At 60.5% G+C, this 23,992-nt stretch carries 20 protein-coding genes and 2 tRNA genes; 21 read left to right on the top strand and 1 reads right to left on the bottom strand.

The genetic code is table 11. From position 1 onward, the window contains the following. Positions 1-17 precede the first annotated feature (17 nt). The 6 genes from DWV58_RS01130 (at position 18) to DWV58_RS01105 (ending at position 6,065) form a co-directional block, all read left to right on the top strand. On the top strand, positions 18-464 hold the full coding sequence (locus DWV58_RS01130) for a pyridoxamine 5'-phosphate oxidase family protein (RefSeq protein WP_117637581.1): 447 nt from the start codon (positions 18-20) through the stop codon (positions 462-464). A gap of 44 nt (positions 465-508) precedes the next feature. Further along, entirely contained in the window at positions 509-919 is a 411-nt protein-coding gene (locus DWV58_RS01125) for a pyridoxamine 5'-phosphate oxidase family protein (protein ID WP_117775897.1), read from the top strand. A 257-nt stretch (positions 920-1,176) separates the two neighbouring features. Then, positions 1,177-2,247: an N-acetyl-gamma-glutamyl-phosphate reductase gene (argC, locus tag DWV58_RS01120; protein ID WP_117775896.1), complete on the top strand. Its 1,071-nt coding sequence runs from the start codon at positions 1,177-1,179 to the stop codon at positions 2,245-2,247. Between the two features lie 134 nt (positions 2,248-2,381). After that, positions 2,382-3,650, top strand: a complete 1,269-nt coding sequence (gene argJ / locus DWV58_RS01115; protein WP_117775895.1) for a bifunctional glutamate N-acetyltransferase/amino-acid acetyltransferase ArgJ — start codon at positions 2,382-2,384, stop codon at positions 3,648-3,650. Positions 3,651-3,731: 81 nt separating this feature from the next. Beyond that, positions 3,732-4,712 (top strand): acetylglutamate kinase, encoded by a 981-nt coding sequence (gene argB / locus DWV58_RS01110; protein ID WP_117583122.1) that lies wholly within the window; start codon positions 3,732-3,734, stop codon positions 4,710-4,712. A gap of 69 nt (positions 4,713-4,781) precedes the next feature. Continuing rightward, positions 4,782-6,065, top strand: a complete 1,284-nt coding sequence (locus DWV58_RS01105; RefSeq protein ID WP_117775894.1) for an aspartate aminotransferase family protein — start codon at positions 4,782-4,784, stop codon at positions 6,063-6,065. Positions 6,066-6,675: 610 nt separating this feature from the next. On the opposite strand, the gene DWV58_RS01100 is transcribed toward DWV58_RS01105, so the two are convergent. Further along, positions 6,676-6,751, bottom strand: a tRNA-Val gene (locus DWV58_RS01100). 187 nt (positions 6,752-6,938) lie between these two features. On the opposite strand from DWV58_RS01100, the gene asnB reads away from it, so the two are divergent. From asnB to DWV58_RS01025, 15 genes are all read left to right on the top strand, one after another. Next, positions 6,939-8,819, top strand: a complete 1,881-nt coding sequence (asnB, locus tag DWV58_RS01095; RefSeq protein ID WP_117563808.1) for an asparagine synthase (glutamine-hydrolyzing) — start codon at positions 6,939-6,941, stop codon at positions 8,817-8,819. Between the two features lie 112 nt (positions 8,820-8,931). Further along, positions 8,932-10,494, top strand: a complete 1,563-nt coding sequence (locus DWV58_RS01090) for a Mur ligase family protein (RefSeq protein WP_117775893.1) — start codon at positions 8,932-8,934, stop codon at positions 10,492-10,494. A 107-nt stretch (positions 10,495-10,601) separates the two neighbouring features. Continuing rightward, positions 10,602-11,513 carry an HAD family hydrolase gene (locus DWV58_RS01085; protein WP_117775892.1) on the top strand — a complete coding sequence of 304 codons (912 nt, stop codon included), beginning with the start codon at positions 10,602-10,604 and terminating at the stop codon, positions 11,511-11,513. 53 nt (positions 11,514-11,566) lie between these two features. Continuing rightward, entirely contained in the window at positions 11,567-12,451 is an 885-nt protein-coding gene (gene murI, locus DWV58_RS01080; protein ID WP_117775891.1) for a glutamate racemase, read from the top strand. 55 nt (positions 12,452-12,506) lie between these two features. Next, a complete protein-coding gene (gene rph / locus DWV58_RS01075) occupies positions 12,507-13,232 on the top strand; it encodes a ribonuclease PH (RefSeq protein ID WP_117775890.1) in 726 nt (241 codons plus the stop codon). Between the two features lie 143 nt (positions 13,233-13,375). Next, entirely contained in the window at positions 13,376-14,017 is a 642-nt protein-coding gene (gene rdgB / locus DWV58_RS01070; protein WP_117775889.1) for an RdgB/HAM1 family non-canonical purine NTP pyrophosphatase, read from the top strand. A 3-nt stretch (positions 14,018-14,020) separates the two neighbouring features. Then, positions 14,021-14,467: a D-aminoacyl-tRNA deacylase gene (gene dtd, locus DWV58_RS01065; RefSeq protein WP_089572532.1), complete on the top strand. Its 447-nt coding sequence runs from the start codon at positions 14,021-14,023 to the stop codon at positions 14,465-14,467. A 114-nt stretch (positions 14,468-14,581) separates the two neighbouring features. Beyond that, positions 14,582-14,878: a Veg family protein gene (locus DWV58_RS01060; protein WP_006234957.1), complete on the top strand. Its 297-nt coding sequence runs from the start codon at positions 14,582-14,584 to the stop codon at positions 14,876-14,878. A 2-nt stretch (positions 14,879-14,880) separates the two neighbouring features. Continuing rightward, positions 14,881-15,777, top strand: a complete 897-nt coding sequence (ispE, locus tag DWV58_RS01055; RefSeq protein WP_117775888.1) for a 4-(cytidine 5'-diphospho)-2-C-methyl-D-erythritol kinase — start codon at positions 14,881-14,883, stop codon at positions 15,775-15,777. Between the two features lie 49 nt (positions 15,778-15,826). Next, positions 15,827-15,903 (top strand) — tRNA-Pro (locus DWV58_RS01050). A gap of 112 nt (positions 15,904-16,015) precedes the next feature. After that, complete coding sequence (gene tatA, locus DWV58_RS01045; protein WP_022094895.1) at positions 16,016-16,291, top strand: twin-arginine translocase TatA/TatE family subunit; 276 nt, start codon at positions 16,016-16,018, stop codon at positions 16,289-16,291. Between the two features lie 106 nt (positions 16,292-16,397). Next, positions 16,398-16,868 (top strand): transcription elongation factor GreA, encoded by a 471-nt coding sequence (gene greA / locus DWV58_RS01040; protein ID WP_006234960.1) that lies wholly within the window; start codon positions 16,398-16,400, stop codon positions 16,866-16,868. Between the two features lie 79 nt (positions 16,869-16,947). Next, the gene (gene lysS, locus DWV58_RS01035) at positions 16,948-18,912 is read left to right on the top strand and encodes a lysine--tRNA ligase (RefSeq protein ID WP_099432105.1); all 1,965 of its coding nucleotides are present in this window, start codon (positions 16,948-16,950) and stop codon (positions 18,910-18,912) included. A 418-nt stretch (positions 18,913-19,330) separates the two neighbouring features. Next, positions 19,331-20,899, top strand: a complete 1,569-nt coding sequence (locus DWV58_RS01030) for a threonine/serine exporter ThrE family protein (RefSeq protein WP_199585928.1) — start codon at positions 19,331-19,333, stop codon at positions 20,897-20,899. 297 nt (positions 20,900-21,196) lie between these two features. Further along, positions 21,197-23,839, top strand: coding sequence for an ATP-dependent Clp protease ATP-binding subunit (locus DWV58_RS01025; RefSeq protein WP_117775887.1), 2,643 nt, complete (start codon positions 21,197-21,199; stop codon positions 23,837-23,839). Positions 23,840-23,992: the final 153 nt, after the last annotated feature.

Below are 23,992 nucleotides of genomic sequence, written 5' to 3'. Positions count from 1 at the left end.
GCAGGAAAGGGGTCCCCATGACCGACAACGACCGCACGGCTCAGCTTGAGCGCGCCTGTTCGTATCTCAGGCGCATTCCGGCGTGGTATCTGGCCACGACCGATGTGGCCGACGGGCATCAGCCTCGCGTTAGGCCGTTTTCGTTTGCCATGGTCGATGAAGGTAAGCTGTGGTTTTGCACGTCGCGCGACAAGGATGTGTGGGCGGAGCTGAGTGCGAATCCCAAGTTTGAGCTCTCGGGCTGGAAGCCGGGGGAATGCTGGATCGTATTGACCGGCGAAGCCGCACTTGAGGACGACGCAGTTGCGAGCGACAAGGTGCGTCAAGCGGGTTTTAAGCACATGGTGGGCATCGGCGAGGAACACGAGAGTGCCAACGACGGCCGCCTTGCTTTCTTTTCGGTCCGCAACATTGCCGCGCGCTTCTGTGATATCGACGGCAGCGAGGAGCGCCTGGAGCTCTAGCTCACACAAACCAGGCTCTCAAACTGGCTAGTACAGGAGGAAACGTGGACGGATTGAATACGGTTTTGGAGTATCTGACGTCGGTGCCGGCGTGGTACTTGGCGACGAGCGTGGACGGGCAGCCACATGTACGCCCATTTTCGTTTGCTCAGATTCAGGACGGCAAGCTGTGGTTTGTGACGGCGCGCACCAAGGATGTGTGGCAGGAGCTGCTGCAAAATCAGCGCTTTGAGGCCACGAGTTGGTGGCCGGGCCATGGCTGGCTCATCTTGCGCGGGCGCGCCGGCTTGGATGACCAGGCCGCTCCCGATATGCGCGAGGCAGGATGGAAACATCTTGAGCGCTTGAGCGAGCACTATGAGGGGCCTAACGACCCCGCACTCGTCTTCTTTAGCGTCGAGGATCCCGAGGCGTTTATCTGCAATCACGACGAATGGGTGCCGGTCGAGCTCTAGCCAGCTGGCTCATCCTAACAACTTGGTTTTCGCATGGGCGGGCCCCGTATTGCCCGGCGCCGTTAGGAGCGCCGGTCAATACGGGGCCCGCTCCATTTGTCAATTCCTTCAAGCGAATGTGTCGGGAATGTTTCAATGCATGAATATGCAAGCCATTTACGTATTCATGCATCTTTTGGTGCTAAAGTTTCAACCCACTTCATAACGACCGCTGCGAAATGCGCATCGGTGCATAAATCGCAGACAAGGAGTCTGATATGTCTTTGAAGGTTGGAATCGTCGGCGCGGCTGGATATGCCGGAGCCGAGCTCATTCGCCTCGTCCTCGGTCATCCCGAGTTTGAACTTGTTGCCGTTACGTCCAACGCCGATGCCGGCCAGCCGCTGTCCGCGGTGTACCCGAGCTTCACCGGCGTAAGCGATCTTGTCTTTACGACGCATGATGCCCCTGAGCTCAAGAGCTGCGATGCGGTTTTTCTTGCCGTGCCGCATACGGCTGCCATGGTACAGGTGCCCGCGCTGCTTGCATCGGGCGTCTCCTGCATTGACCTCTCGGCCGACTACCGCCTGAACGACGCGTCCGTTTTTGAGGCTTGGTATGCCGCCGAGCATACGAGCCCCGAGCTGCTCAAGACCCGTGCCTTCGGTCTGCCCGAGCTGTTCTGCCAAGACTTGGAGACCGCCGCATCCGACCATGCCGACGGCAAACCCGTGCTGGTCGCTTGCGCCGGTTGCTATCCCACCGCAACGAGCCTTGCCGCCGCGCCCGCCGTGCGCGCGGGCTGGGTGGCCGAGAACGGCCCCGTGATTGTCGATGCCATTAGCGGCGTGACGGGCGCCGGTAAGTCCTGCAACGCCCGCACCCATTTTTGCAGCGCCGACGAGAACTTGGAGGCCTACGGCGTGGGCAAGCATCGCCACACGCCCGAAATCGAGCAGATCTTGGGCCTGACCGATCGCGTCGTCTTTACCCCGCACCTGGCACCGCTCAAGCGTGGTCTGCTCTCCACGGTGACGCTGCCGCTCGCGCCGCAGGCTCTCGACACGTTGGCTCTTGAGGATGTTGTCGACTATTACAAGCAGTTCTACGCTGGACGCACCTTTGTGCGCGTGCTCGACGCCGGCCAGCAGCCCAAGACGGCTTCGGTCGTCGGCACCAACGCCGCCCAGATTGGCCTCGCGCTCAACAAGCGCGCGGGCGTGCTGGTGGCGACGGGCGCCATCGACAATCTGTGCAAGGGCGCTGCGGGCCAAGCAGTCCAATGCGCCAATATCGTCTTTGGCTTTGACGAGCGACGAGGCTTGCCCACAGTGGCGTGCCCGGTGTAGCACATTCGATTGTTAACGATTTGGTAGTCGGGCATCGAGTGGGGCGCCACTCTTAAGCTGGTCTCATGATCACGACTGGCATGGCGCACCAACCGATGTCCGTTTTTTGTTTGATATAAGGAGTCGTAAGGACGATGAATACAGAGCAGTTCGATATCAAGATTCGTGCCGTCGAGGGTGGCATTACGGTAGCGGCCGGCTTTAAGGCCGCGGGTATTCATGCGGGTTTTCGCAAGAATCCCGAGCGCTTGGATTACGCGCTCGTCGTGCCCGATAAACCCTGTCCCGGTGCCGGCGTGTTTACGACCAATCGCTTTTGCGCAGCGCCTGTGCAGGTGAGCCGCGCCAACCTGGGCGGTGTGGGCAAGGGCTATGGCATCATCGCCGGCGTTTCAATCAACTCCGGCAACGCGAATGCCGCCACGGGCGAGACGGGCCTTGCCTGCGCGCGCGAGACGTGCAACATCGCCTCGCAGGTCATCGGCTGCGAGCCCCAGCAGATTCTGGTTGCCTCCACGGGTGTGATTGGCCAGATTCTGTCGATCGACACGTTTGAGACCGCCATTCCTGCTGCCTACGAGGCGCTCTCCGCCCACGGTGGCGCCGATGCCGCTCGCGCCATCATGACGACCGACACGCACTCCAAGGAGTACGCCGTATCCTACGTCAGTGAGGCTGCGGGTCATGCGGGCAATGTCTATACGGTAGGCGGAATGTGCAAGGGCTCGGGTATGATCATGCCCAACATGGCCACCATGATCGCAGTTATCACCACCGATGCCCCCGTCGAGCCTGCGGCACTTCATGCCCTGCTGCTCTCGACCGTCAAGCAGACCTTTAACAAGGTAACGGTCGATTCCGACACCTCGACCAACGACACCTGCATCATGCTTGCCTCCGGCGCCGCTGCCGCAGATGCCGAGCCTATCGTTGAGGGCTCCAATGCCTTTGACGAGTTGGCATTTGCCGTGCACGAGGTGTGCGAGAGCCTGGCGCGCAATATCGCCGCCGATGGTGAGGGCGCATCCAAGCTTGTTACGGTCAACGTTACCGGCGCCGCTAACGACGAGGAGGCCGATATCGCCGCCCGTGCCGTTGCCAACTCGCCGCTCGTTAAGACCTGCATCGCCGGCCACGACTGCAACTGGGGCCGCGTTGCCATGGCGCTTGGCAAGTGCGGCGTGAAGTTTAATCAGGAAGACGTTTCCATCGACATGATGGGCATGCCTGTCTGTCGCGACGGTCTGACTGTTCCCTTTGACGAGGACGAGGCTCTGCGACGTTTTGAGGCGCCCGAGATCGTGATCTCGGCCGACCTGGGCGCAGGCGACGCGGCAACGACCGTGTGGACCTGCGACCTCACGCATGAGTACATCTCCATCAACGGCGACTACCGTTCCTAGATTCCAGGCACGCTGCGCATCTTGCCGCGATTGCGGACAGCGGAGCACGGCGCGATAACGATACGAAAGACGAGGCAGACTATGAAATTCGCACGCGATTGTCGTTCGAGCGAATCCAACGAAGCAACCGCGCAGCTGCTGTTCGAAGCGCTGCCGTGGATTAAGAACCTGACCGGCAAGACGGTTGTTATCAAATATGGCGGAGCCGCCATGGTCGACGAGCAGCTGCGCCGCGACGTGATGAGCGACATCGTCCTGCTCAAGATCATCGGTATGCGTCCCGTCATCGTGCATGGTGGCGGCAAGGCTATCAACGAGGCGCTGAGCCATTACGATATTCCCGTCGAGTTTAAGAACGGCCAGCGCGTGACCACGCCGGCGACCATGGATATCGTGCGCGAGGTACTGGGCGGCAAGGTCAACCAGGAGCTGGTTGCTGCCATCAACCACCACGGCAACCTGGCCGTGGGCGTGTCGGGCAGCGATGCCGGCACGCTCATCGCCGAGCCGCTCGACCCCGAGCTCGGTCGAGTGGGCAAAGTGACGCACGTTAACACCGACTATATCGAGCGCCTGCTCGATAGCGAGTACATCCCCGTCATCGCTACCGTCGCGGCGGGGGAGGACGGCGGTTTCTTCAACATCAACGCTGATACCGCCGCCGGTGCCGTTGCGGCGGCGCTGCATGCGCATAAGGCGATCTTTTTGACCGACGTCGACGGCCTGTACAAGGACTTTAGCGATAAAGACTCACTCATCTCCAACCTAACGCTCGACGAGGTTAACGAAATGCTCTACGGCGGCGAGGTCGATAAGGGCATGATTCCCAAGCTGCGTGCGGCCGTCGATGCGCTTGCCGGCGGCGTATTTCGCGCTCACATCATCAACGGCACCACGCCGCATTCGCTGCTGCTGGAGCTGCTGACCGATGCCGGCGTCGGTACCGTGATCCATTCCACCGAGACGGCTTACGAGTTCGATACGCATCCGCATCCGCTTTCGACGTTTGCTGCGCGTCTGACCGAGAACCTCGACGAGGTCGAGAAGCTTCAGACGGTCTAACTGACTCGCAGCCGCCCCATTCCTGCACCCATAGGCCTGCGCCGTCTGGCGCCCAACGAAAGGCATCCCATGTCACTTGCAGCTCAGCAATCGCTTGAATCCCATTACGTTATGCATACCTTTGGCCGCTCTCCGGTCGAGTTTGTCGAGGGTCACGGCATGAAGCTCACCGGCGACGATGGCCGTGAGTACCTCGACTTTCTTGCCGGCATCGGCGTGTGCAGCCTAGGTCATGGCAACCTGGCTGTGCTCTCGGCGCTCGAGGCACAGACCAAAAAGCTCATGCATGTCTCCAATTACTTCTACATTGAGCAGCGCGGACAGGTCGCGGCGCTGCTGTCCAAGCTTGCTAACGACGACGTAGATGGTGCGCGCGTGCTTGCCGATGCCATTGTCGCCGGCGATGAGACCACGGCAGCTGCTCTTGGTGCCCCGGCTGCGGATGAGCAGGTTTGGGAGACCTTCTTTGCCAACTCTGGCGCCGAGGCCAACGAAGGCTCGATGAAGCTCGCGCGCCTGTACGCCAAGCGTGCCGGTAATGGCGGTAACACCATCGTGTGCATGCGCGGCGGCTTCCACGGCCGTACGCTCGAGACCATTGCCGCCACCATGCAGGATTGGCTGCAGGATAGTTTCCGTCCGCTGCCGGGTGGCTTTGTGGCCTGCACGCCCAACGATGTCGATGAGCTGCGTGCGATCTTTAAGCAGCTGGGGAGCGAGATTTGTGCCGTGATGCTCGAGCCGATCCAGGGTGAGAGTGGCGTGCACCCCATGACCGAGGAGTTTATGGCGGCAGCGCGCGACCTGGCACACGAAGTGGGCGCCGTGCTTATCGCCGACGAGGTCCAGTGTGGTATCTTCCGCACGGGTAAGCCGTTTGCGTTCCAGACCTATGGCGTGGAACCCGACATCATGAGCCTTGCCAAGGGCATTGCTGGTGGCGTGCCCGTGGGTGCCGTCGTGGCAAAGAAGGAGATTGCCGACGTGTTTAAGCCGGGCGACCACGGCTCGACCTTTGGCGGTAGCTGCTTGGCCATCGCGGCGTGTGCCGCGACGCTCTCCGCGCTTGTGCGCGGCGATTATGCCGAGCATGCTGCCAAGGTGGGTGCCTATATGGAGCAGGCGCTGGCTAAACTTCCGCATGTGGTAGAGGTGCGTGGCCGTGGCCTGATGCTCGGCTGCGATCTTGACGATACTGCGGGTGATGCACACGACGTTGTGGCCCGTGCATTGGGGGCTGGTGCCGTGATCAATGCTACAGGTGCGCATACGCTGCGTTTCTTGCCGCCGCTCGTCTGCGAGGAAGTCGACGTGGACAGTCTGATCGAGATCCTGTCGGGTGTCTTGGCCTAACGCGGCGCAATAACTCAATTTGGACCGGGTTCCGGACTGCGGACGTGCCCTATGTGGCATGATTCAGCGGTCTGGAGCCCGTTTTGCCTTAGATTTGCTAAGGCGGGGAGACCTGCTGGTCAAAAAACATCAAATATGAGTACTGTTACCGATTTGGTCGCAGCAATTTTGGACTAATAAGACCAGATGGCAAGTCGAAATGGCGATGAATGCACGATTTTGATCTAATTGTTAGTCCTTATAATGGACATATGTTGCGTAACTTAAGCAAATACTATCTTTTGATATGTTGTAAGCAAGGTAGCAGTACTCATTTTTGCCATTTTCTGGCCACGGCCTTTGTGACAGACGTGCTGGCGGGTTCGAATCCCATGAAATGGGCCCAAGCAAAAACGGTCCCCTTTCGAGGACCGTTTCCAAATCAGTGGTGGGCGATGAGGGATGTCCGCGTGCGGCTGACGCCGCCCGCTTTCGCTTCGGGCCTACGGCCCTCGCGTGCTGCGCTGGAAAACGCTTCGCGTTTCCTCAGCTCCGCACCCTGGCGGGTTCGAATCCCATGCGCTGGGACCAAACAAAAACGGTCCACTTGCGAGGACCGTTTCCAATTCAATGGTGGGCGATGAGGGATTCGAACCCCCAGCCTTGTGCGTGTAAAGCACCTGCGCTAACCGTTGCGCCAATCGCCCGTGCGGAGAGAGTATAGCAAAACAATCGCCCCGTTCACCTCATATCCATTAAAGGTAACTCGCGCGTGTCACAGCGGAGCTGATTCAGTTGAGATTGCCTGAACATTCCGCCCCTCTTTACGCCCTCGGGTATACTCAAAAGCTACTGATTCGATTTGATGCCCAGCAACAGCAGAGGGGATAGTATATGTGCGGTTTTGTCGGTTTTGTCGGTGGGACGGATAACCAATCCGAGGTGCTCACCAAGATGATGGACCGCATCGTCCATCGCGGTCCCGACATGGGCGGTCAGTTTATCGACGGCCGCGTTGCCCTGGGCTTCCGCCGCCTGTCGATCCTCGACCTGACCGAGGCCGGCGCTCAGCCCATGGCCAATGAGGACGGCAGCGTCGTTATCGTCTTCAACGGCGAGATCTACAACTTCCAAGAACTCCGTTCCGAGCTCGAGGCCAAGGGCTACAAGTTCCACTGCGGCGCCGACACCGAGAGCCTCCTGCACGGCTACGAGGAGTGGGGCGAGGCCGTCCTCGATCGCCTGCGCGGTATGTACGCCTTCGTCATCTGGGACAAAAAGAAGAATAAGCTTTTTGGCGCCCGCGACATCTTTGGCATCAAGCCGCTTTACTACTATCCCATGGCCGATGCGGGTGACGGCGCTCCGGGCGTGCTCTTTGGTTCCGAGATCAAGAGCTTCCTAGACTACCCGCACTTCCACAAGGCGGTCAACAAAAAGGCCCTGCGTCCGTACATGACGCTGCAGTATTCGGCAACCGAGGAGACCTTCTTCGAGGGGGTCTACAAGCTGCCGCCGGCGCATTACTTTACCGTAGACATCCCGACCGGCAAGATGAACATCGAGCGCTACTGGGATTGCGATTACTCTGCCGTCGAGAAGCCGTTCGAGGAGTACGTCGACGAGCTGGACGAGGTCGTGCACGAGAGCGTCGAGGCCCATCGCATCGCCGACGTTAAGGTCGCGTCGTTCCTCTCCGGCGGCGTCGACTCCAGCTACATCGCCGCTTGCCTCATGCCCGACAAGACCTTCTCGGTGGGCTTTGACTACAAGAACTTCAACGAGACCAACTACGCCAAGGAACTTTCTGACAAGCTCGGCGTCGAGAATGTCCGCAAGATGATAACCGCCGACGAGTTCTTCGGTGCGCTCGAGGACATCCAGTATCACATGGACGAGCCGCAGTCCAACCTGTCTTCCGTGCCGCTGTGGTTCTTGGCCGAGATGGCCCGCAAGGACGTCACCGTCGTGCTTTCGGGCGAAGGCGCCGACGAGCTCTTTGGCGGCTACGCCTACTACGAGGACACGGTCCCAGTCCGCAAGTACAAAAAGATGGTGCCGCTGCCCATCCGTCGCGCGCTCGGTAACCTGGCGCTGCATATGCCGTACTTCAAGGGACATAACTTCCTGGTCAAGGGTGCCGAGATTCCCGAGAAGTCGTTCCTGGGACAGGCTCTGGTATGGCCGGAGCGCGAGGTCGACGGCGTGCTCAAGCCCGAGTACAACACCGGCGATGGCGCCTTCGAGCTTGCCGCTCCCATCTATGCGCGCGTGAAGGGTCAGCCCGAGCTGGTCAAGAAGCAGTACCTGGACATGAACATGTGGCTCCCGGGCGACATTCTGCTCAAGGCCGACAAGATGTGCATGGCGCACTCGCTGGAGCTGCGCGTGCCCTTCCTGGACCGCAAAGTCATGGAGTTCGCCGAGCACATTCCCGACCGCTACCGCATCAACGAGAACGGCAACAAACAGGTACTCCGCCACGCTGCCAACAAGTCGCTGCCCGATGAGTGGGCCACCCGTCCCAAGGTGGGCTTCCCGGTGCCGATTGTCTACTGGCTGCGCGAGCAAAAGTGGTACGACTATGTCAAGGAGTACTTCACCGCGCCGTGGGCAAGCGAGTTCTTCGATACCGACGAGCTCATGCACCTGCTCGATCTGCACTTTGCGGGCAAGGGCGATTTCCAGCGCAAGATCTATACGCCGCTCGTGTTCCTGGTGTGGTACAAGCGCTTCTTTATCGACGAGGACCAGCCCGCTGTTCAGGCTGCCTAGCCTCGGCTTACGAACGCCTGCGCGTAACGGCTCCTCCGGGAGCCGTTTTTGCGTGGGTGCGTTTCAGTTACTATAAAAACCGTCCCTGCCAAATGGCTGAGAAAGGCGAAAGATGCACCATTCGGATTCCGCGACCGTGACCACGGTCGATACGCTTGCCAAGCTTCTCGATGTGTGCGGCGAGCTGCGCGCATCAGAGCAGGTTGACGAGCGTGCCGTGACCGGCTGCTCGTTTGATTCGCGCGCGGTCTCGGCAGGTGACGTGTTCTTTTGCAAAGGCGCTGCCTTTAAGCCCGCGTTTTTGAGTATGGCGCTCGATGCGGGCGCCGTCGCATTTGTGTGCGAGGAGTCGCTGGTCGAGTCTCTGGAGCCGCTGGCGAAGGAGAACGGCGCGGCGATGCTGGTCGTGGACAGCGTCCGCACGGCCATGGCCCTGTTGCCGCCGGAGGTCTACGACCGTCCCGACCACGACGTCAAGATCGTGGGCATCACCGGCACCAAGGGAAAGACCACGGCCGCTTTTATGCTCCAGTCGATTATCAAAGCGGCGGGCGAGTCCTGCGGCATGATCGGCTCGGTGAGTACCGACGATGGTATCGAGTGCTACGAGAGCACCAATACTACGCCCGAGGCCCCCGAGGTCTGGCGCCATATCGCCAACTGCCGCACGTCCGGTCGCCAGTCCATGGTCATGGAGGTCTCGAGCCAGGCACTCAAGTACCAACGCGTCGAGAATCTGCCGTTTGACGTGGCGTGCTTCCTCAACATCGGCCGTGACCACATCTCACCGATCGAACACCCCACGTTTGAGGATTATTTTGAGAGCAAACTCAGGATCTTTGACCAGGCAAAGACCGCCGTGGTGAATCTGGGCACCGAAGAGGTTGACCGTGTGCTGGAGGCAGCGTCGACGGCCGAGCGCTTGGTGACCGTTGGCGTCGAGCATCCCGAGGCAAGCCTGTGGGCAAGCGATGTCCGCGTGGTCGGCTTTAACATTGAGTTTAACCTGCATGGCCTGTGTGCCGACGAGTCCGAGGCGGGGGAGAAGGTCCTGCTGGGCATCGCGGGCAACTTTAACGTGGAAAACGCGCTGGTCGCTATCGCCGCTGCGCACGAGATCGGCATCGGTATCGAGGCTATCAAGAAGGGCCTCTCCAAGCTTCGTGTGCCGGGCCGCATGGAGGTCGTGGAGTCGAAGGATGGCCGCGTGATTTGTGTTGTTGACTACGCTCACAACCAGCTTTCGTTCCGTTCGCTTTTCTCGTCGGTCAAGCGCGCGTTTCCCACTAGTCCAGTCATTGCAGTGTTTGGTGCTGCCGGCGGCAAGGCGCAGGAGCGCCGCGAGCAGCTTCCGCGCGAGGCCGCACCATATTCCGACCTGATGATTTTTGCCAACGAGGACCCGGCTCACGAGGACCCGATGAAGGTCTGTCGCGAGCTTGCCGAGCATGTTCCCGACGATACGCCGAACGAGATCATCCTCGACCGTGAAGCCGCTGTGCATGCGGCGTTCAAGGCGGCGCGCGAGGAGTACGTCAACCCCGATGCCCCCACCATTGTCTTGCTGCTGGCAAAGGGTGACGAGGAGCTCATGCACGTGGGCGACGAGTTCGTGCCCATCGAGAGCGACCTTTCGCTGGCCAATCGCCTGATCGATGTTACCCAGTTTGACTAATGAACCATGATGGCGGCGGCGCCCTGAGTGCGCTGTCGCCATAAGCGTGTTCCCTCAATCAAAACATGCCGTCCAAGTCCAAACCCTTCTACGTAAACGGAGTAACCATGTCCCACAACACCTTGCCGACCGTTGCCGAGCTTTCGGGCGAGATGCGCGAGCGCTTGGCCAAGGTCAAGTACGTCTTTACCGACCTGGATGCCACGATGCTCGCGCCCGGCTCGTGCGTGCTGCGCGACAACGACGGCAACCCCTCGACCAAACTCGTCGAGGCCGTCGTGGCGCTCGCTCGCGCTGGCATTCAGGTGGTTCCCACCTCGGGCCGCAACCGTACCATGATCCACGAGGACGCGCGCGTGCTCGGCCTCAACTCCTACATTGGTGAGATGGGCGGCCTGGTCATGTACGACCTCAAAGCCAACGATTGGGAGTATCTGACTGGCGACATGCCTTACGACCCCGCCTGCGGCCTTACTCCGCACCAGGTGATCGAGCAGACCGGCGTGTGCGAGAAGATTCTTGCCCGCTGGCCGCACAAGATCGAGTATCACAACGACATGTCGACCGGCTACAAGTACCGCGAGGTCACCGTCGGCATGCGCGGCGATGTGCCCGACAATGAGGTCCAGGCCATCCTGGACGAGGCCGGCTGCGGCCTGGTGTGGGCCTGTAACGGTCACCTGACGCATCTGTCCAAGCCGACGACGCTCGAGCTCGATCGCGTCGAGGACGGTCGCGCGTTTAACATCAATCCCGCCGGCCTCAACAAGGGCGTTGCCATCGCGCGCTTCTGCGAGCACCTGGGGATCGAGCGCGAGGAGACGCTCGCGCTCGGCGATTCCGAGTCCGACTTCTACATGGCCGATCACGTGGGCACGTTCTGCCTGGTCGAGAATGGCCTGACGAGCGCCGGCGCGCCCGAGTTCCTGGACGCTTGCGATAACGCCTACGTCACACGCGGCAAGATTGTCGACGGCTGGGTGGCAACGGCCGAGCTGCTGGTCGCGGCTCGTTCGTAGCGCGGTCCTATCGCGCTGAGCCATATCTTTTCGAGAGAGAATCTGGTGAGGTAATGTCCGATATCGAGAATCCGGCAGGCGACACGCGCCCGATTGGCGTGTTCGATTCTGGTTTGGGCGGTCTGACGGTTGCACGTGCCATCGCGACGGCGCTGCCGCACGAGTCCGTCTACTACTTCGGCGACACCAAACGCTGTCCCTACGGCACGCGCACCGAGGATGAGGTGCGCTCGTTTGCGTTGCAGGCGGGCCGTTGGCTGTCGAAGCACGACGTCAAGATTATGGTCATCGCCTGCAACACGGCGACAGCTGCGGCCTTGCGTCTGGCCCAGCAGGTGCTCGACGTTCCCGTGATCGGCGTGATCGCGCCGGGTGCCCGTGCGGCAATCAACAGCACCCGTTCGCGTCGCGTGGGCGTGCTCGCCACCAACCTCACCATTCGCTCGGGCGCCTACACGCGCGCCATTCAGGATCTAGATGCCGGCGTCGATGTATACGGTTGTCCTGCCTCGAGCTTTGTCGAGGTTGTCGAACACGAGCTCGCCTCGGGCGCGCATCTGCAAGAGCAGTGGCTCGAGAACGAGGACATCTTCGATACGCCAGCCGTGCGAGCGCTGGTCGGCGCAACGGTTGAGCCGCTGCGCGATCGCGGAATCGATACCGTGGTGCTCGGCTGTACGCACTTTCCGCTGCTCGTGGGGCCTATTCGCCATGCGCTGGGGCCCGGGGTGCGTGTGGTGAGTTCCGCCGAGGAGACTACGCGCGAGCTGACCGATATCCTCACGCGCCGCGAGCAGCTGGCGGGCGACGCTGCCGAGCCTCAGCATCGCTTTGCGACGACGGCCGATAACATTGCCGAGTTTGCGGTGGCGGGTAGCTTTATCTTTGGCCAGCCGCTCAAGAGCATCGAACATATTGATATCGACGAACTGAAATAGATGTAGGGTTACCGTCCAAAGACTTGCCCTCTTCTTCTGCCGAAAGGATATTTCTATGGAGTACATGCAGGTCAACCGCGCCAACGGCCGTGCCGCCAATGAACTGCGCCCCGTCAAGCTCACCCGTGGCGTCATGAAGCACGCCCACGGCTCGTGTTTTGCCGAGTTCGGTGACACGCGCGTGTTGTGCGCCGCCACAATCGAGGAGGGCGTGCCGGGCTGGCGAAAGGGAGCTAAGGCCGGCTGGGTAACCGCAGAGTATGCCATGCTGCCGGCGTCGACCGGCAAGCGCTGCAAGCGCGAGCACGCCAACCGCAAGGGTCGCTCCATGGAGATCGAGCGCCTCATTGGCCGCAGCCTGCGTACCGTCGTCAACATGAAGGCGCTCGGCGAGTACACCGTCACCGTCGACTGCGATGTGATTCAGGCCGATGGCGGCACGCGTACAGCGAGCATCACCGGCGCCTGGGTGGCGCTGCACGACGCCCTCGCCATGTGGGTCGAGGCGGGCAAGATCGAGCGCATCCCGCTTACCGGCCAGGTGGCTGCAATCTCCATGGGCGTTGTCGACGGCAATACGCTGCTTGACCTCGATTATTCCGAGGACAGCCATGCCGAAGTCGACATGAACCTCGTCGCCACCGACACCGGTGAGATGATCGAGCTCCAGGGCACTGGCGAGCAGGCGCCCTTTGACCGTAAGCGCCTCAACGCCCTGCTCGACTTGGGCGACAAAGGCATCGCCGAGCTCATCGAGCTTCAGCGCCAAGCCATCGCCTAACCTGCCAAAAAGGGACAGGTTTATTTTGGCAGGTTTTATCTGGGAAAACGTCGAAGTATAAGACTGCCGTTGATTGAGAGGGGAGAGGCGGAGGCCCTCGTCGCCCTCGGCGCGGCATTGCTATAGAGACAAGGAGACCACTCATGGCACTTGAGAAGATCGACATCGACACCCTCGACCCGGCGGCGACCATCGTCGTGGCAACCGGAAACGCTCATAAGCTCACCGAGATCGAGGCCATTTTGGGCAAGGTCATGCCCGAGGTGCGCTTTGTGGCGCTCGGCCAGCTGGGCGATTTTGAGGACCCCGAGGAAAACGGCACGACGTTTTTGGAGAACGCCATCATCAAGGCGCAGGCTGCGGTCGAGGAGACGGGGCTCATGGCCATTGCCGACGATTCGGGCCTGGTCGTCGACGCACTGGACGGTGAGCCCGGTGTGTATAGCGCGCGCTACGCGGGCGTTCACGGCGACGATACCGCCAACAACGCCAAGCTGCTCGTGAATCTGGAGGGCGTGGCCGACGAGGACCGCACTGCGCGCTTTATGAGCGTCGTCGCGCTCATCGATACGGACGGCCTGGTCACCTATGGCGAGGGCGCCTGCGAGGGCGTTATCGCGCACGAGGGTCGCGGCGATCACGGCTTTGGCTACGACCCGCTGTTCCTGCCGGTCGATACGCCGGGCAAGACTATGGCCGAGCTCACGGCGGACGAGAAGAACGCCATCAGCCATCGATTCCATGCGCTCGAGCACCTATCCGCCAAACTGACGGGCGAGGAGTAAGCCGTGCGTGCGGTGGTGCAGCGCGTACTCAATGCCGGCGTGACAGTCGACGGCGAGTGCGTGGGCAAAATTGGGCGCGGCTATCTGGTGCTGTTGGGCGTGGGCCACGGCGACACGCGCGCCGAGGCTGATAAGCTGTGGGGCAAGCTCCGCGGCTTGCGTATTAACGAGGACGAGAACGGCAAGACCAACCTGGCACTTGCCGATGTCGACGGCGAGGTTCTCGTGGTGTCACAGTTCACGCTGTTCGCCGACTGCCGCCACGGCCGCCGTCCATCGTTTACGGATGCCGGCGCCCCCGATGTCGCCAACGAGCTCTACGAGTACTTCCTGACGCTCGTTCGTCAAGATGTCGAACACGTGGCGCATGGCATCTTTGGCGCCGATATGAAAGTCGACCTCGTCAACGACGGCCCATTCACCATCGTCCTCGATACCGACAATCTGTAAGTAGCCAAATTAGCTACTTGCGCGTGGTCGCAACAGGGTGCTATAGTATTAGAGTTTTGTCTATCTTAGGGGTATTATCCCCTTTTTGAATTGCACCTTCTGGAGGCCCTGTTCATGGAAGAGATGGAAGTCAATCACGTCGACGACATCCACGAGAAGCTGACCGATATGGTGGGCGATCGCGTCAAGGTGAAGGCCAACATGGGCCGCACCCGCGTCGTCGAGCGCATGGGCACCATCAAGAGCGTCCACCCCGCCGTCTTTATCGTCGAGGTTGACGAACGTCGCGGCCGCAAGTCGCGTCAGTCCTACCAGTATATCGATGTCCTCACCGGGCAGGTCGAGCTGTTCGACCCCGAGAGCGGTGAGCACATTTTTACCCCGCTCGGCAATCAGCTCGAGGAGCACTAACGGTGACCGATCGGTCCCTGACTCTTTCCGCGCCGGCAAAGATTAACCTCTACCTGGGGGTTCATACCGAGCGCGATGACCGCGGCTACCACAGGGTCGATTCCCTGATGGCAGCCGTCGGTCTTTCCGATTCCGTGACGGTCGCGCCGGCGCAGGCGCTGACCGTCCAGACGGTTCCGGCATCAGATTTTCCCATGCAAAAGAATACGGCGTATCGGGCTGCGATTGCTATGGCCGAGCATTATGGTTGCGAGGCAAACATCTGCGTGACGATTGAGAAGCGCATTCCATTGTGCGCCGGCTTGGGCGGCCCCTCGACGGACGCGGCCGCGGTCATTGTCGCCTTGGCGGAGCTCTGGGGAATTGATCGCACCGACCCCGCGCTCGACGACATTGCGCGGGGTATTGGTGCTGACGTCCCGTTCTTTTTGCACGCGAGCCTTGCGTTCTACGTAGGTGGGGGAGACGTGCTGGCAACTGAGTATCCCGCGCTGCCCGCAACGCCCGTCGTGTTGGTCAAGCCGCGCGAGGCAAGCGTTTCAACAATTGAAGCCTATCGACGTTTTGACGAGGCTCCGGTGCCTGCAGACAAGCCCGGCGCGATAGCTTCTGCCTTGCATGCTGGTGATGCCGAGACGGCATATGCGCTCATCCATAACAACCTAGGTGTCATTTCCGCACAGATGGAGCCGCAGATTCAAATGGTTCTCGATTGGCTGCGTAAACAGGACGGCACCGTTGCTGTAGATGTGTGCGGATCGGGTGCCTGCTCATTTGCCATTTGCGACACCGCCGCCACGGCCGAAAGGCTTGCCGACGCTGCCCTGCAAAACGGCTGGTGGTCCTGCGCGACGGAGCTCATTCCCAACACGGTTCGCATCGAAGTGCCAAAGAAGTAAAAATTTCTCTAGCACACGACGGAAATCTTTGTTACTATAGTCGAGCTAACGGGTTGTGGCTCAGTTTGGTAGAGCACTGCGTTCGGGACGCAGGGGTCGCTGGTTCAAATCCAGTCAACCCGACCAGAGCATGAGGAGGGACCGCTTCTTGCGGTCCCTTTTTTTAGCTATTGTTGTGATACCGCGATACCCGCGGTATACTCATTCGAGCTTGTCTCGCTGTATTGTGGAGGTCTACATGTTTGGACTGAGGGCTCCTGAGCTCATCATTATTCTCGTCGTTGTCCTGATTATCTTCGGGCCCAAGAACCTGCCGAAGCTCGGCAAGTCCCTCGGCTCTACCGTCAAGAATATCCGCGAGGGTATGGAGGGCGACGATAAGGCCGAGACCAAGCAGGCCGAGGAGGTCGTGGTCGAGCAGTCCGAGGAGGACAAGGAGATCGCTGAGCTCGAGGCCAAGCTCGCTGCTGCCAAGAAGAAGCAGGCAGAGGACAGCGACGCGGACGCAGAGTAGTCCCATCCCTTTGGGGTGAGCACCTGACCGGCTTGCCCGCAGGCTAGCCGGTCTTTTTCGTTTTGTTGACAGTTGATTGTTTGATCAGAGTTGGGGAGATATCCGTATGGACGCAAGCCAGATCGTACTGACCGCTGAGGGCCGCCAGAAGCTCGTCGAGGAGCTCGCTTGGCGTGAGGGCGATTACGCCAAGGAGATCGTCGAGGACATCAAGGAAGCCCGCGCGTTCGGCGACCTTTCGGAGAACTCCGAGTACGATGCCGCCAAGGACAAGCAGGCCCAGAACGCCGCTCGTATTGCCGAGATCCAGGCCATCCTTGCCAACGCTCAGGTTGCTGCCACCACAGGTGATCTGACCGTCTCCATCGGTTCCACCGTTTCTCTGATTGATCCCAACGGTGAGGTCATGGAAGTCACGCTCGTCGGTACCACCGAGACCAACTCGCTCGAGCACAAGATTTCCAACGAGTCTCCGGTCGGCCACGCCATCATCGGTCACGGCGAGGGCGACTCCGTCGAGGTCGTTACGCCTTCCGGCAAGACTCGCGTCTACACCATCGCCAAGATTGCACGCTAGACCACGGTCCCGCGTAAAGGTATGTTTTCGCTCCCTGGGACCGAATCCTGGGGAGCGTTTTAGTTTGAGGAGCTAACTTATGGCAGAGAACCAGAACGCCGCAGATCAGGCATCGACGCTCAACGACGAGCGCGCCACCCGCCTGGCCAAGCGCGCCGCCCTGTTCGAGGCGGGCCAGAACCCCTATCCCGAGCACTCTGAGCTTGAGGACTACGTTGCCGATATCGAGGCTAAGTATGCCGAGCTTGCCGATGGCGAGGACACCGAGGACGTCGTGAAGATCGCCGGCCGTGTGGTCGCCAAGCGCGGTCAGGGCAAGATCATGTTCATCGTCGTGCGCGATGCGACTGCCGAGATTCAGCTGTTCTGCCGCATCAACGACATGGACGAGGCTGCCTGGAATACGCTCAAGTCCCTCGACCTGGGCGACATCCTGGGCGTGACCGGCGTGGTTGTGCGCACCCAGCGCGGTCAGCTTTCCGTTGCCCCTAAGAGCGCGACCCTGCTTGCCAAGGCCGTTCGTCCGCTGCCCGAGAAGTTCCACGGTCTTTCCGACAAGGAGACCCGCTATCGCCAGCGCTATGTTGACCTGATCGCCAACGACGACGTTCGCGAGACGTTCCGTAAGCGTTCGCAGATTCTCTCCACCTTCCGTCGCTTTATGGAGTCCGACGGCTACATGGAGGTCGAGACCCCCATCCTGCAGACCATCCAGGGCGGCGCTACTGCCAAGCCGTTCATTACCCACTTCAACGCGCTCGATCAGGAGTGCTACCTGCGCATTGCTACCGAGCTGCACCTCAAGCGCTGCATCGTCGGCGGTTTTGAGCGCGTGTTCGAGATCGGCCGTATCTTCCGTAACGAGGGCATGGACCTTACCCACAACCCCGAGTTCACCACGATGGAGGCCTATCGTGCCTTCTCCGACCTCGAGGGCATGAAGGCGCTCGCCCAGGGTGTCATTAAGGCGGCTAACAAGGCCATCGGCAACCCCGAGGTCATCGAGTACCAGGGCCAGACCATCGACCTTTCTGGTGAGTGGGCCAGCCGTCCCATGACCGACATCGTTTCCGACGTGCTCGGCAAGCAGGTCACCATCGACACGCCGGTCGAGGAGCTTGCTGCCGCCGCGCGCGAGAAGGGCCTGGAGATTAAGCCCGAGTGGACCGCCGGCAAGATTATCGCCGAGATCTACGATGAGCTGGGCGAGGACACCATTGTCAACCCAACGTTCGTTTGCGATTACCCCATCGAGGTCAGCCCGCTTGCCAAGCGCTTTGAGGACGACCCGCGCCTGACGCACCGCTTTGAGCTGGTTATCGCCGGTCACGAGTACGCCAACGCGTTCTCCGAGCTCAACGACCCGGTCGACCAGGCCGAGCGCTTTGCCGCCCAGATGGCCGAGAAGGCTGGCGGCGACGACGAGGCCATGGAGTACGACGAGGACTACGTGCGCGCCCTCGAGTACGGTATGCCTCCCGCGGGCGGCATCGGCATCGGTATCGACCGCGTGGTCATGCTGCTCACCAACCAGGCTTCCATCCGCGACGTGCTACTGTTCCCGCACATGAAGCCCGAGAAGGGTTTCCAGTCCGGTGCCGCTGCCGCCAAGGCTGCCGAGGCCGGCAACACCGCGAGCCCGTTCGTCAAGCCGCTCAAGCCCACGGTTGATTACTCCAAGATCGCCGTCGAGCCGCTGTTTGAGGAGTTCGTCGACTTTGATACCTTCTCCAAGAGCGATTTCCGCGCTGTGAAGGTCAAGGCGTGCGAGGCCGTCAAGAAGTCCAAGAAGCTGCTGAACTTTACGCTCGACGACGGCACTGGCACCGACCGCACCATCCTCTCCGGCATTCACGGTTATTATGAGCCCGAGGACCTGGTCGGCAAGACCTTGCTCGCCATCACCAATCTGCCGCCGCGCAAGATGATGGGCATTCCCAGCTGCGGCATGCTCATCAGCGCTATCCACGAGGAGGATGGTGAGGAGCGTCTCAACCTGATCCAGCTCGACGCCTCCATCCCCGCCGGCGCAAAGATGTACTAACTAGTTACGCGGTTCTACGAACCGCGTAACGGCTCGACGCTGCGCGGGCCGCATTTGGACAATCTGGCGTTCAACTTCAAGGGCGCGACCAGAAGGTCAGCGCCCTTTCGTTTCACGTCACCTTGTCTCAAATGCGACCCGCTCGCTGACTTATGCTCAACCTGCGGCGCCATTTTGCTTGAAGGCACCTTGCTCGCTCTGGCGGGCTTTCGCTGTCCGTCCTCTACCTGTGGCGTTGCCCTGGTTGGCACTTAGGGACGTTCCTCTTGTGCCGGCACTTGGGGACGGTCCTAGCCGCCTGGGGTCTACCGGTGCATTGGGGGTTTACGCCTTCCATGCATGACAGTCGTCTGTTTTATGTTTCCTTTAGCCGTTGCTGCCTAGGATGGGGGTTAGTCGGTAGGAAGGGAGCGTCAATATGGACGACGCGAGCGAGCGTGCAATCGAAGAGGACATGCTCGATCAGTTCAATTACTTTGACGATGAGGATGAGGAGCTAATCGATCGTCGCGAGCCGGCATCGCTTGACTCATTTGATCTGGTCGATGAAGAGACTGATGAGGTTGAGGACGAATCAACGGAGTCCCCACAGTCTTCGCGCCTTGACTCGCTGCTTTCGAGAGCCCCCATGCACCACGGTGTTCGTGCCGGCGCACTCCATATGAAAACAGACTGGCACCAGATCGTGACGGCAGGCGATGAGCTTGCCGTCGATGCGCCGCTCACCGATAAGTCATCCATCATCTGCCGCACCGGTATGCTTATGCTCGCGAGCGGAACGGGTGCTTGGCGTGTACGCGATACCATGAATCGCGTTGCCGCCGTACTCGATGTCACCGTCCACATTGACTTAAGTCTTCTGTCGTTTGAGTGCACCTGCATCGAAGATGGCCACTGCTTTAACGAGGTTGTCAGCCTGCCCACAACGGGAGTCAATACCCATCGCATTTGGATGATGGAGAGCTTCCTAAAGGAAATCGAGACGTATGGGCGCCGGTTTACCGTGCACGAATACCACGAGATGCTCAAGACCGTTGAGAGTTCAAAACCCGATTACTCTCCCTGGCAACAGGGCCTTGCGGCAGCTTGTGCTTGCGGCGCCTTCGTCTTTTTGCTCGGCGGCGGCCCTATCGAGATGGCCTGCGCATTCGTAGGCGCTGGTGTTGGCAACTATGCTCGCTCTCATATTCTCAAGCAGGGTCTTGGCCAGTTTAGCGCGCTGACGATTGGCGTTGCGCTCGCTTGCGTTTCGTATCTGCTGGCATTGCTCGGCCTTGGCCAGGTCGTACCGGGGGCAATGTCGCACCAAGAAGGCTATATCGGCGCCATGCTCTTTGTGATTCCCGGCTTTCCCCTCATTACGGCAGGCCTCGACATCGCTAAGCTCGATATGCGAAGCGGCATTGAGCGTCTTTCGTATGCCGTGTCGATTATTGTGATGGCGACCCTTGTGGGCTGGATGGTTGCCGAGTGTGTGGGGCTGGCACCGGATGATTTTGCCCCGCTCGGCCTTTCGCCGCTTGCCCTTACGCTCCTGCGCGTGGTGATGAGCTTCGTTGGCGTATTCGGCTTCTCGGTGATGTTCAACAGCCCGGTAAAGATGGCCGCGGCAGCTGGGCTGATCGGCGCCGTGTCCAATACCTTGCGCCTTACGCTCGTCGATGCGCCGACGCTGTTTCCCTTTCTGGGCCTGAGCGTAGGTATGCCTCCCGAGGCAGCAGCGTTTATTGGCGCGCTGGTATCGGGGCTGCTCGCGAGCTTAGCCGAAATCAAGCTCACCTACCCACGTATCGCCCTCACGGTGCCATCGATTGTCATTATGGTGCCGGGCTTGTATCTGTATCGCTCGATGTATTACATGTGCACCTTCGACACGGTCAATATGCTCGGCTGGTTTGTGCGTGCAGTGCTCATCGTGGCGTTTTTGCCCGTTGGCCTGGGTGTGGCGCGTACGCTCACCGACCCTCGCTGGCGCCACACCAGCTAATTGGTGCAAATGAAACTGATCCGCAAAACATGAACGTGGATAATCTCCCGTTTTTGGCCTGTTTACGGGCTCAAAACGGGAGATTATCCACGCTCGTGGAATGGGTGTCCGAAAAACCACGCTCGTTGGGCCGATGCAGACGCACCTGGCAATTCCTTTTTTGTAGACGTTGCCGTATGGCTGCATGCGGAAAAGGCCCCAGCGGTTAACATATACTCCATATGGGTAAAGAGACCAAAGCGCCGCCACGAGTGGCGCTTTGCGTTTGAAAAACTAGCTCGTCTAAGAGGAACTAGCATGTTAGACCGTTTTACCGATCGCGCGCGCAAGGTCATGTCCATGGCCAAGCAAGAGGCGCTCGATCTGCACTCAAATAAGGTGGGCACCGAGCACCTGCTGCTTGCGCTCGCTAAGGAGGACGAGGGTATTGCCGCCGAGGCACTGCGTTCGCTCGATATCTCCTACGATGACATCATGGATACCCTCAAAGAGGTCCAGACCACGGTTCCCGAGCCCAGTGAGGAGACCGAGGCTGCCAAGCTCGCCTTTACGCCGCTCGTCATCAGCGTGATGGAACGCTCCTTCCGCGTGGCACGCGAGAACAACCAGACCTACGTTTCGACCGAGCACTTGCTGATCGGCATCGTCGAAGAAGGCAACGGCATGGCCATGGACATCCTCATGCGCCTGGGCGTGTCGTCTGCTTCCATTAAAAAGGCCATCGAAAAGCTCACTGCCAAGGATCAGGACAAGAAGCGTCCGCTCGCTGGCGCTGGCGCTGGTCGTCCCGGTGCGGGCCTGCCGTTCTTTAGCGGCTCGGATGCCTCTCAGCAAAAGGGGAGCGGCACCGACACGCTCAAGCAGTTCGCCACCAACCTCACGCAAAAGGCGCGCGACGGCGAGCTCGATCCCGTGATTGGCCGCGAAAAGGAAGTCCAGCGCATGATGGAGATCCTTTCGCGCCGCACCAAGAACAATCCGCTTATCCTGGGCGATCCCGGCGTGGGCAAGACGGCTATCGTCGAGGGCCTGGCGCAGCAGATTGCTGCTGGCAACGTGCCCGAGAACCTCATGAACCAGAATATCTGGACGCTCGACCTGCCGGGTCTTGTCGCGGGCGCCAAGTATCGCGGTGAGTTTGAGGAGCGCCTCAAGAACGTGATCCAAGAGGCCACCGAGGCCGACGACGTCATCTTGTTTATCGATGAGATGCACACCATCATCGGTGCCGGTTCCGCCGAGGGCTCCATCGACGCGAGCTCCATGCTCAAGCCCGTGCTCGCGCGCGGTGCCTTCCAGATTATCGGCGCCACCACGGCCGAGGAATTCCGCAAGTACCTCACCAAGGACCCGGCCTTCGAGCGTCGCTTCCAGACCATCGATGTCGAGGAGCCGAGCGTCGAGGACACGGTCAAGATCCTGACCGCGCTCAAGCCGCGCTACGAGGAGCACCACCATGTGCGCTATACGCAGGGTGCTATCGAGGCCGCCGCGAACCTTTCCAACCGCTACATTCAGGATCGCTTCCTGCCCGATAAGGCCATCGACCTCATTGACGAGGCCGGTGCCCGCGCCCGCATCGCCGCCAACCGCGCGCCCGAGCCGGTGCGCGAGGCCGAGCATCGCATAGAGGAGCTCAAGGCCGCCGCGCAGGAGGCCACCGAGAGCGACGACATGAACAAGGCCGCCGAGATCACCGAGCAGCAGAAGGCTGCCGAGATTGAACTCGCCGAGGCCAAGGCTGCCTGGACCGCCGAGCTCGACGCCAGCCCGCTCACCATCGACGTGAGTCAGATTGCCGACATCGTGTCCGTGACCTCTGGCGTGCCGGTTTCCTCGCTCACCGAGAGCGAGAGCCGTCGCCTGCTGCAGACCGAAAGCGTGCTCAAGACCCGCATTATCGGCCAGGACGAGGCCGTCGAGGCCGTCGCCAAGGCCGTGCGCCGCAGCCGCTCGCCGCTCAAGGACCCGCGTCGTCCCGGCGGCAGCTTTATCTTCCTGGGTCCCACCGGCACGGGCAAGACCGAGCTCGCCAAGACGCTCGCCGAGTATCTCTTTGGCAGCAAAGACGCGCTCATCAGCTTCGACATGTCCGAGTTCGGTAGCGAGTTCGAGGTCTCCAAGCTCATCGGTAGCCCTCCGGGCTACGTCGGTCACGACGAGGGCGGCCAGCTCACCAAGGCCGTTCGTCGCCACCCGTACTCGGTCGTGCTGTTCGACGAGATCGAGAAGGCGCACCCCGATATCTTCAACATCTTGCTGCAGGTGCTGGAGGAGGGCCGCCTGACCGATAGCCAGGGCAAGACGGTCGACTTCCGCAACACCGTGATCATCATGACGTCCAATGTGGGCGCCCGCGAGATTGCGCAGGATGCGAGCGTGGGCTTTGGCACCACCGGCGAGCAGGGTCTCACGTCGAGTGAGATCCGTGGTCGCGCGATGGGCGAGCTCAAGCGCCTGTTCCGCCCCGAGCTGCTCAACCGTATCGACGACATTGTGGTGTTCCAGAAGCTCTCGGGCGAGAATCTCACCAAGATCGCGCACCTGCTGGTGGACGACCTGCGCCAGCGTCTGATTGCCAACGGCATGAACATCAAGCTCACCGATGCGGCCTATGACAAGATCGTGGCCGAGGGCACCGACCTCACCAACGGTGCGCGTCCGCTGCGCCGTGCTATTCAAAAGCTCATCGAGGACCCGCTGTCCGAGGAACTTCTGGCCGGCGAGTGGGGCGAGGGCGATACCGTCCTGTGCGACGTGGCCGATGGCAAGTTTGTCTTTAGCCACGGCACGGGCGAGATTCCGGCACCGCGTCCGGCAGGTACGCTCGGTGGCGATACCACCCCGGCGGCACCGCACACTGGCAGCGCCGCGCCCGTGAGCGGCGGCGTGACCTCGGGCCCCGGCGGCATGATGCAAGCCGGTTCCGGCGCGCTGTAGGGCGTAACAAAACCTTGTGTCCACGAGGGCGTTCCAAAGGAGCGCCCTTTTTCTGTTGGAAAGCCCCCTTCGTTCAAAGTAGATCTCATTAAACATGTCAATGGCGTATGCATAAACGTTGATCAAGCGTTGAGGTTGGTTGAAGGGTCCAAC

Origin of the sequence: Collinsella sp. AF11-11 (genome assembly GCF_003465485.1) — a bacterium.
GTDB lineage: Bacteria > Actinomycetota > Coriobacteriia > Coriobacteriales > Coriobacteriaceae > Collinsella.
The sequence above is the reverse complement of the archived record's forward strand: the minus strand, read 5'-3'. Positions and strand labels throughout refer to the sequence as shown.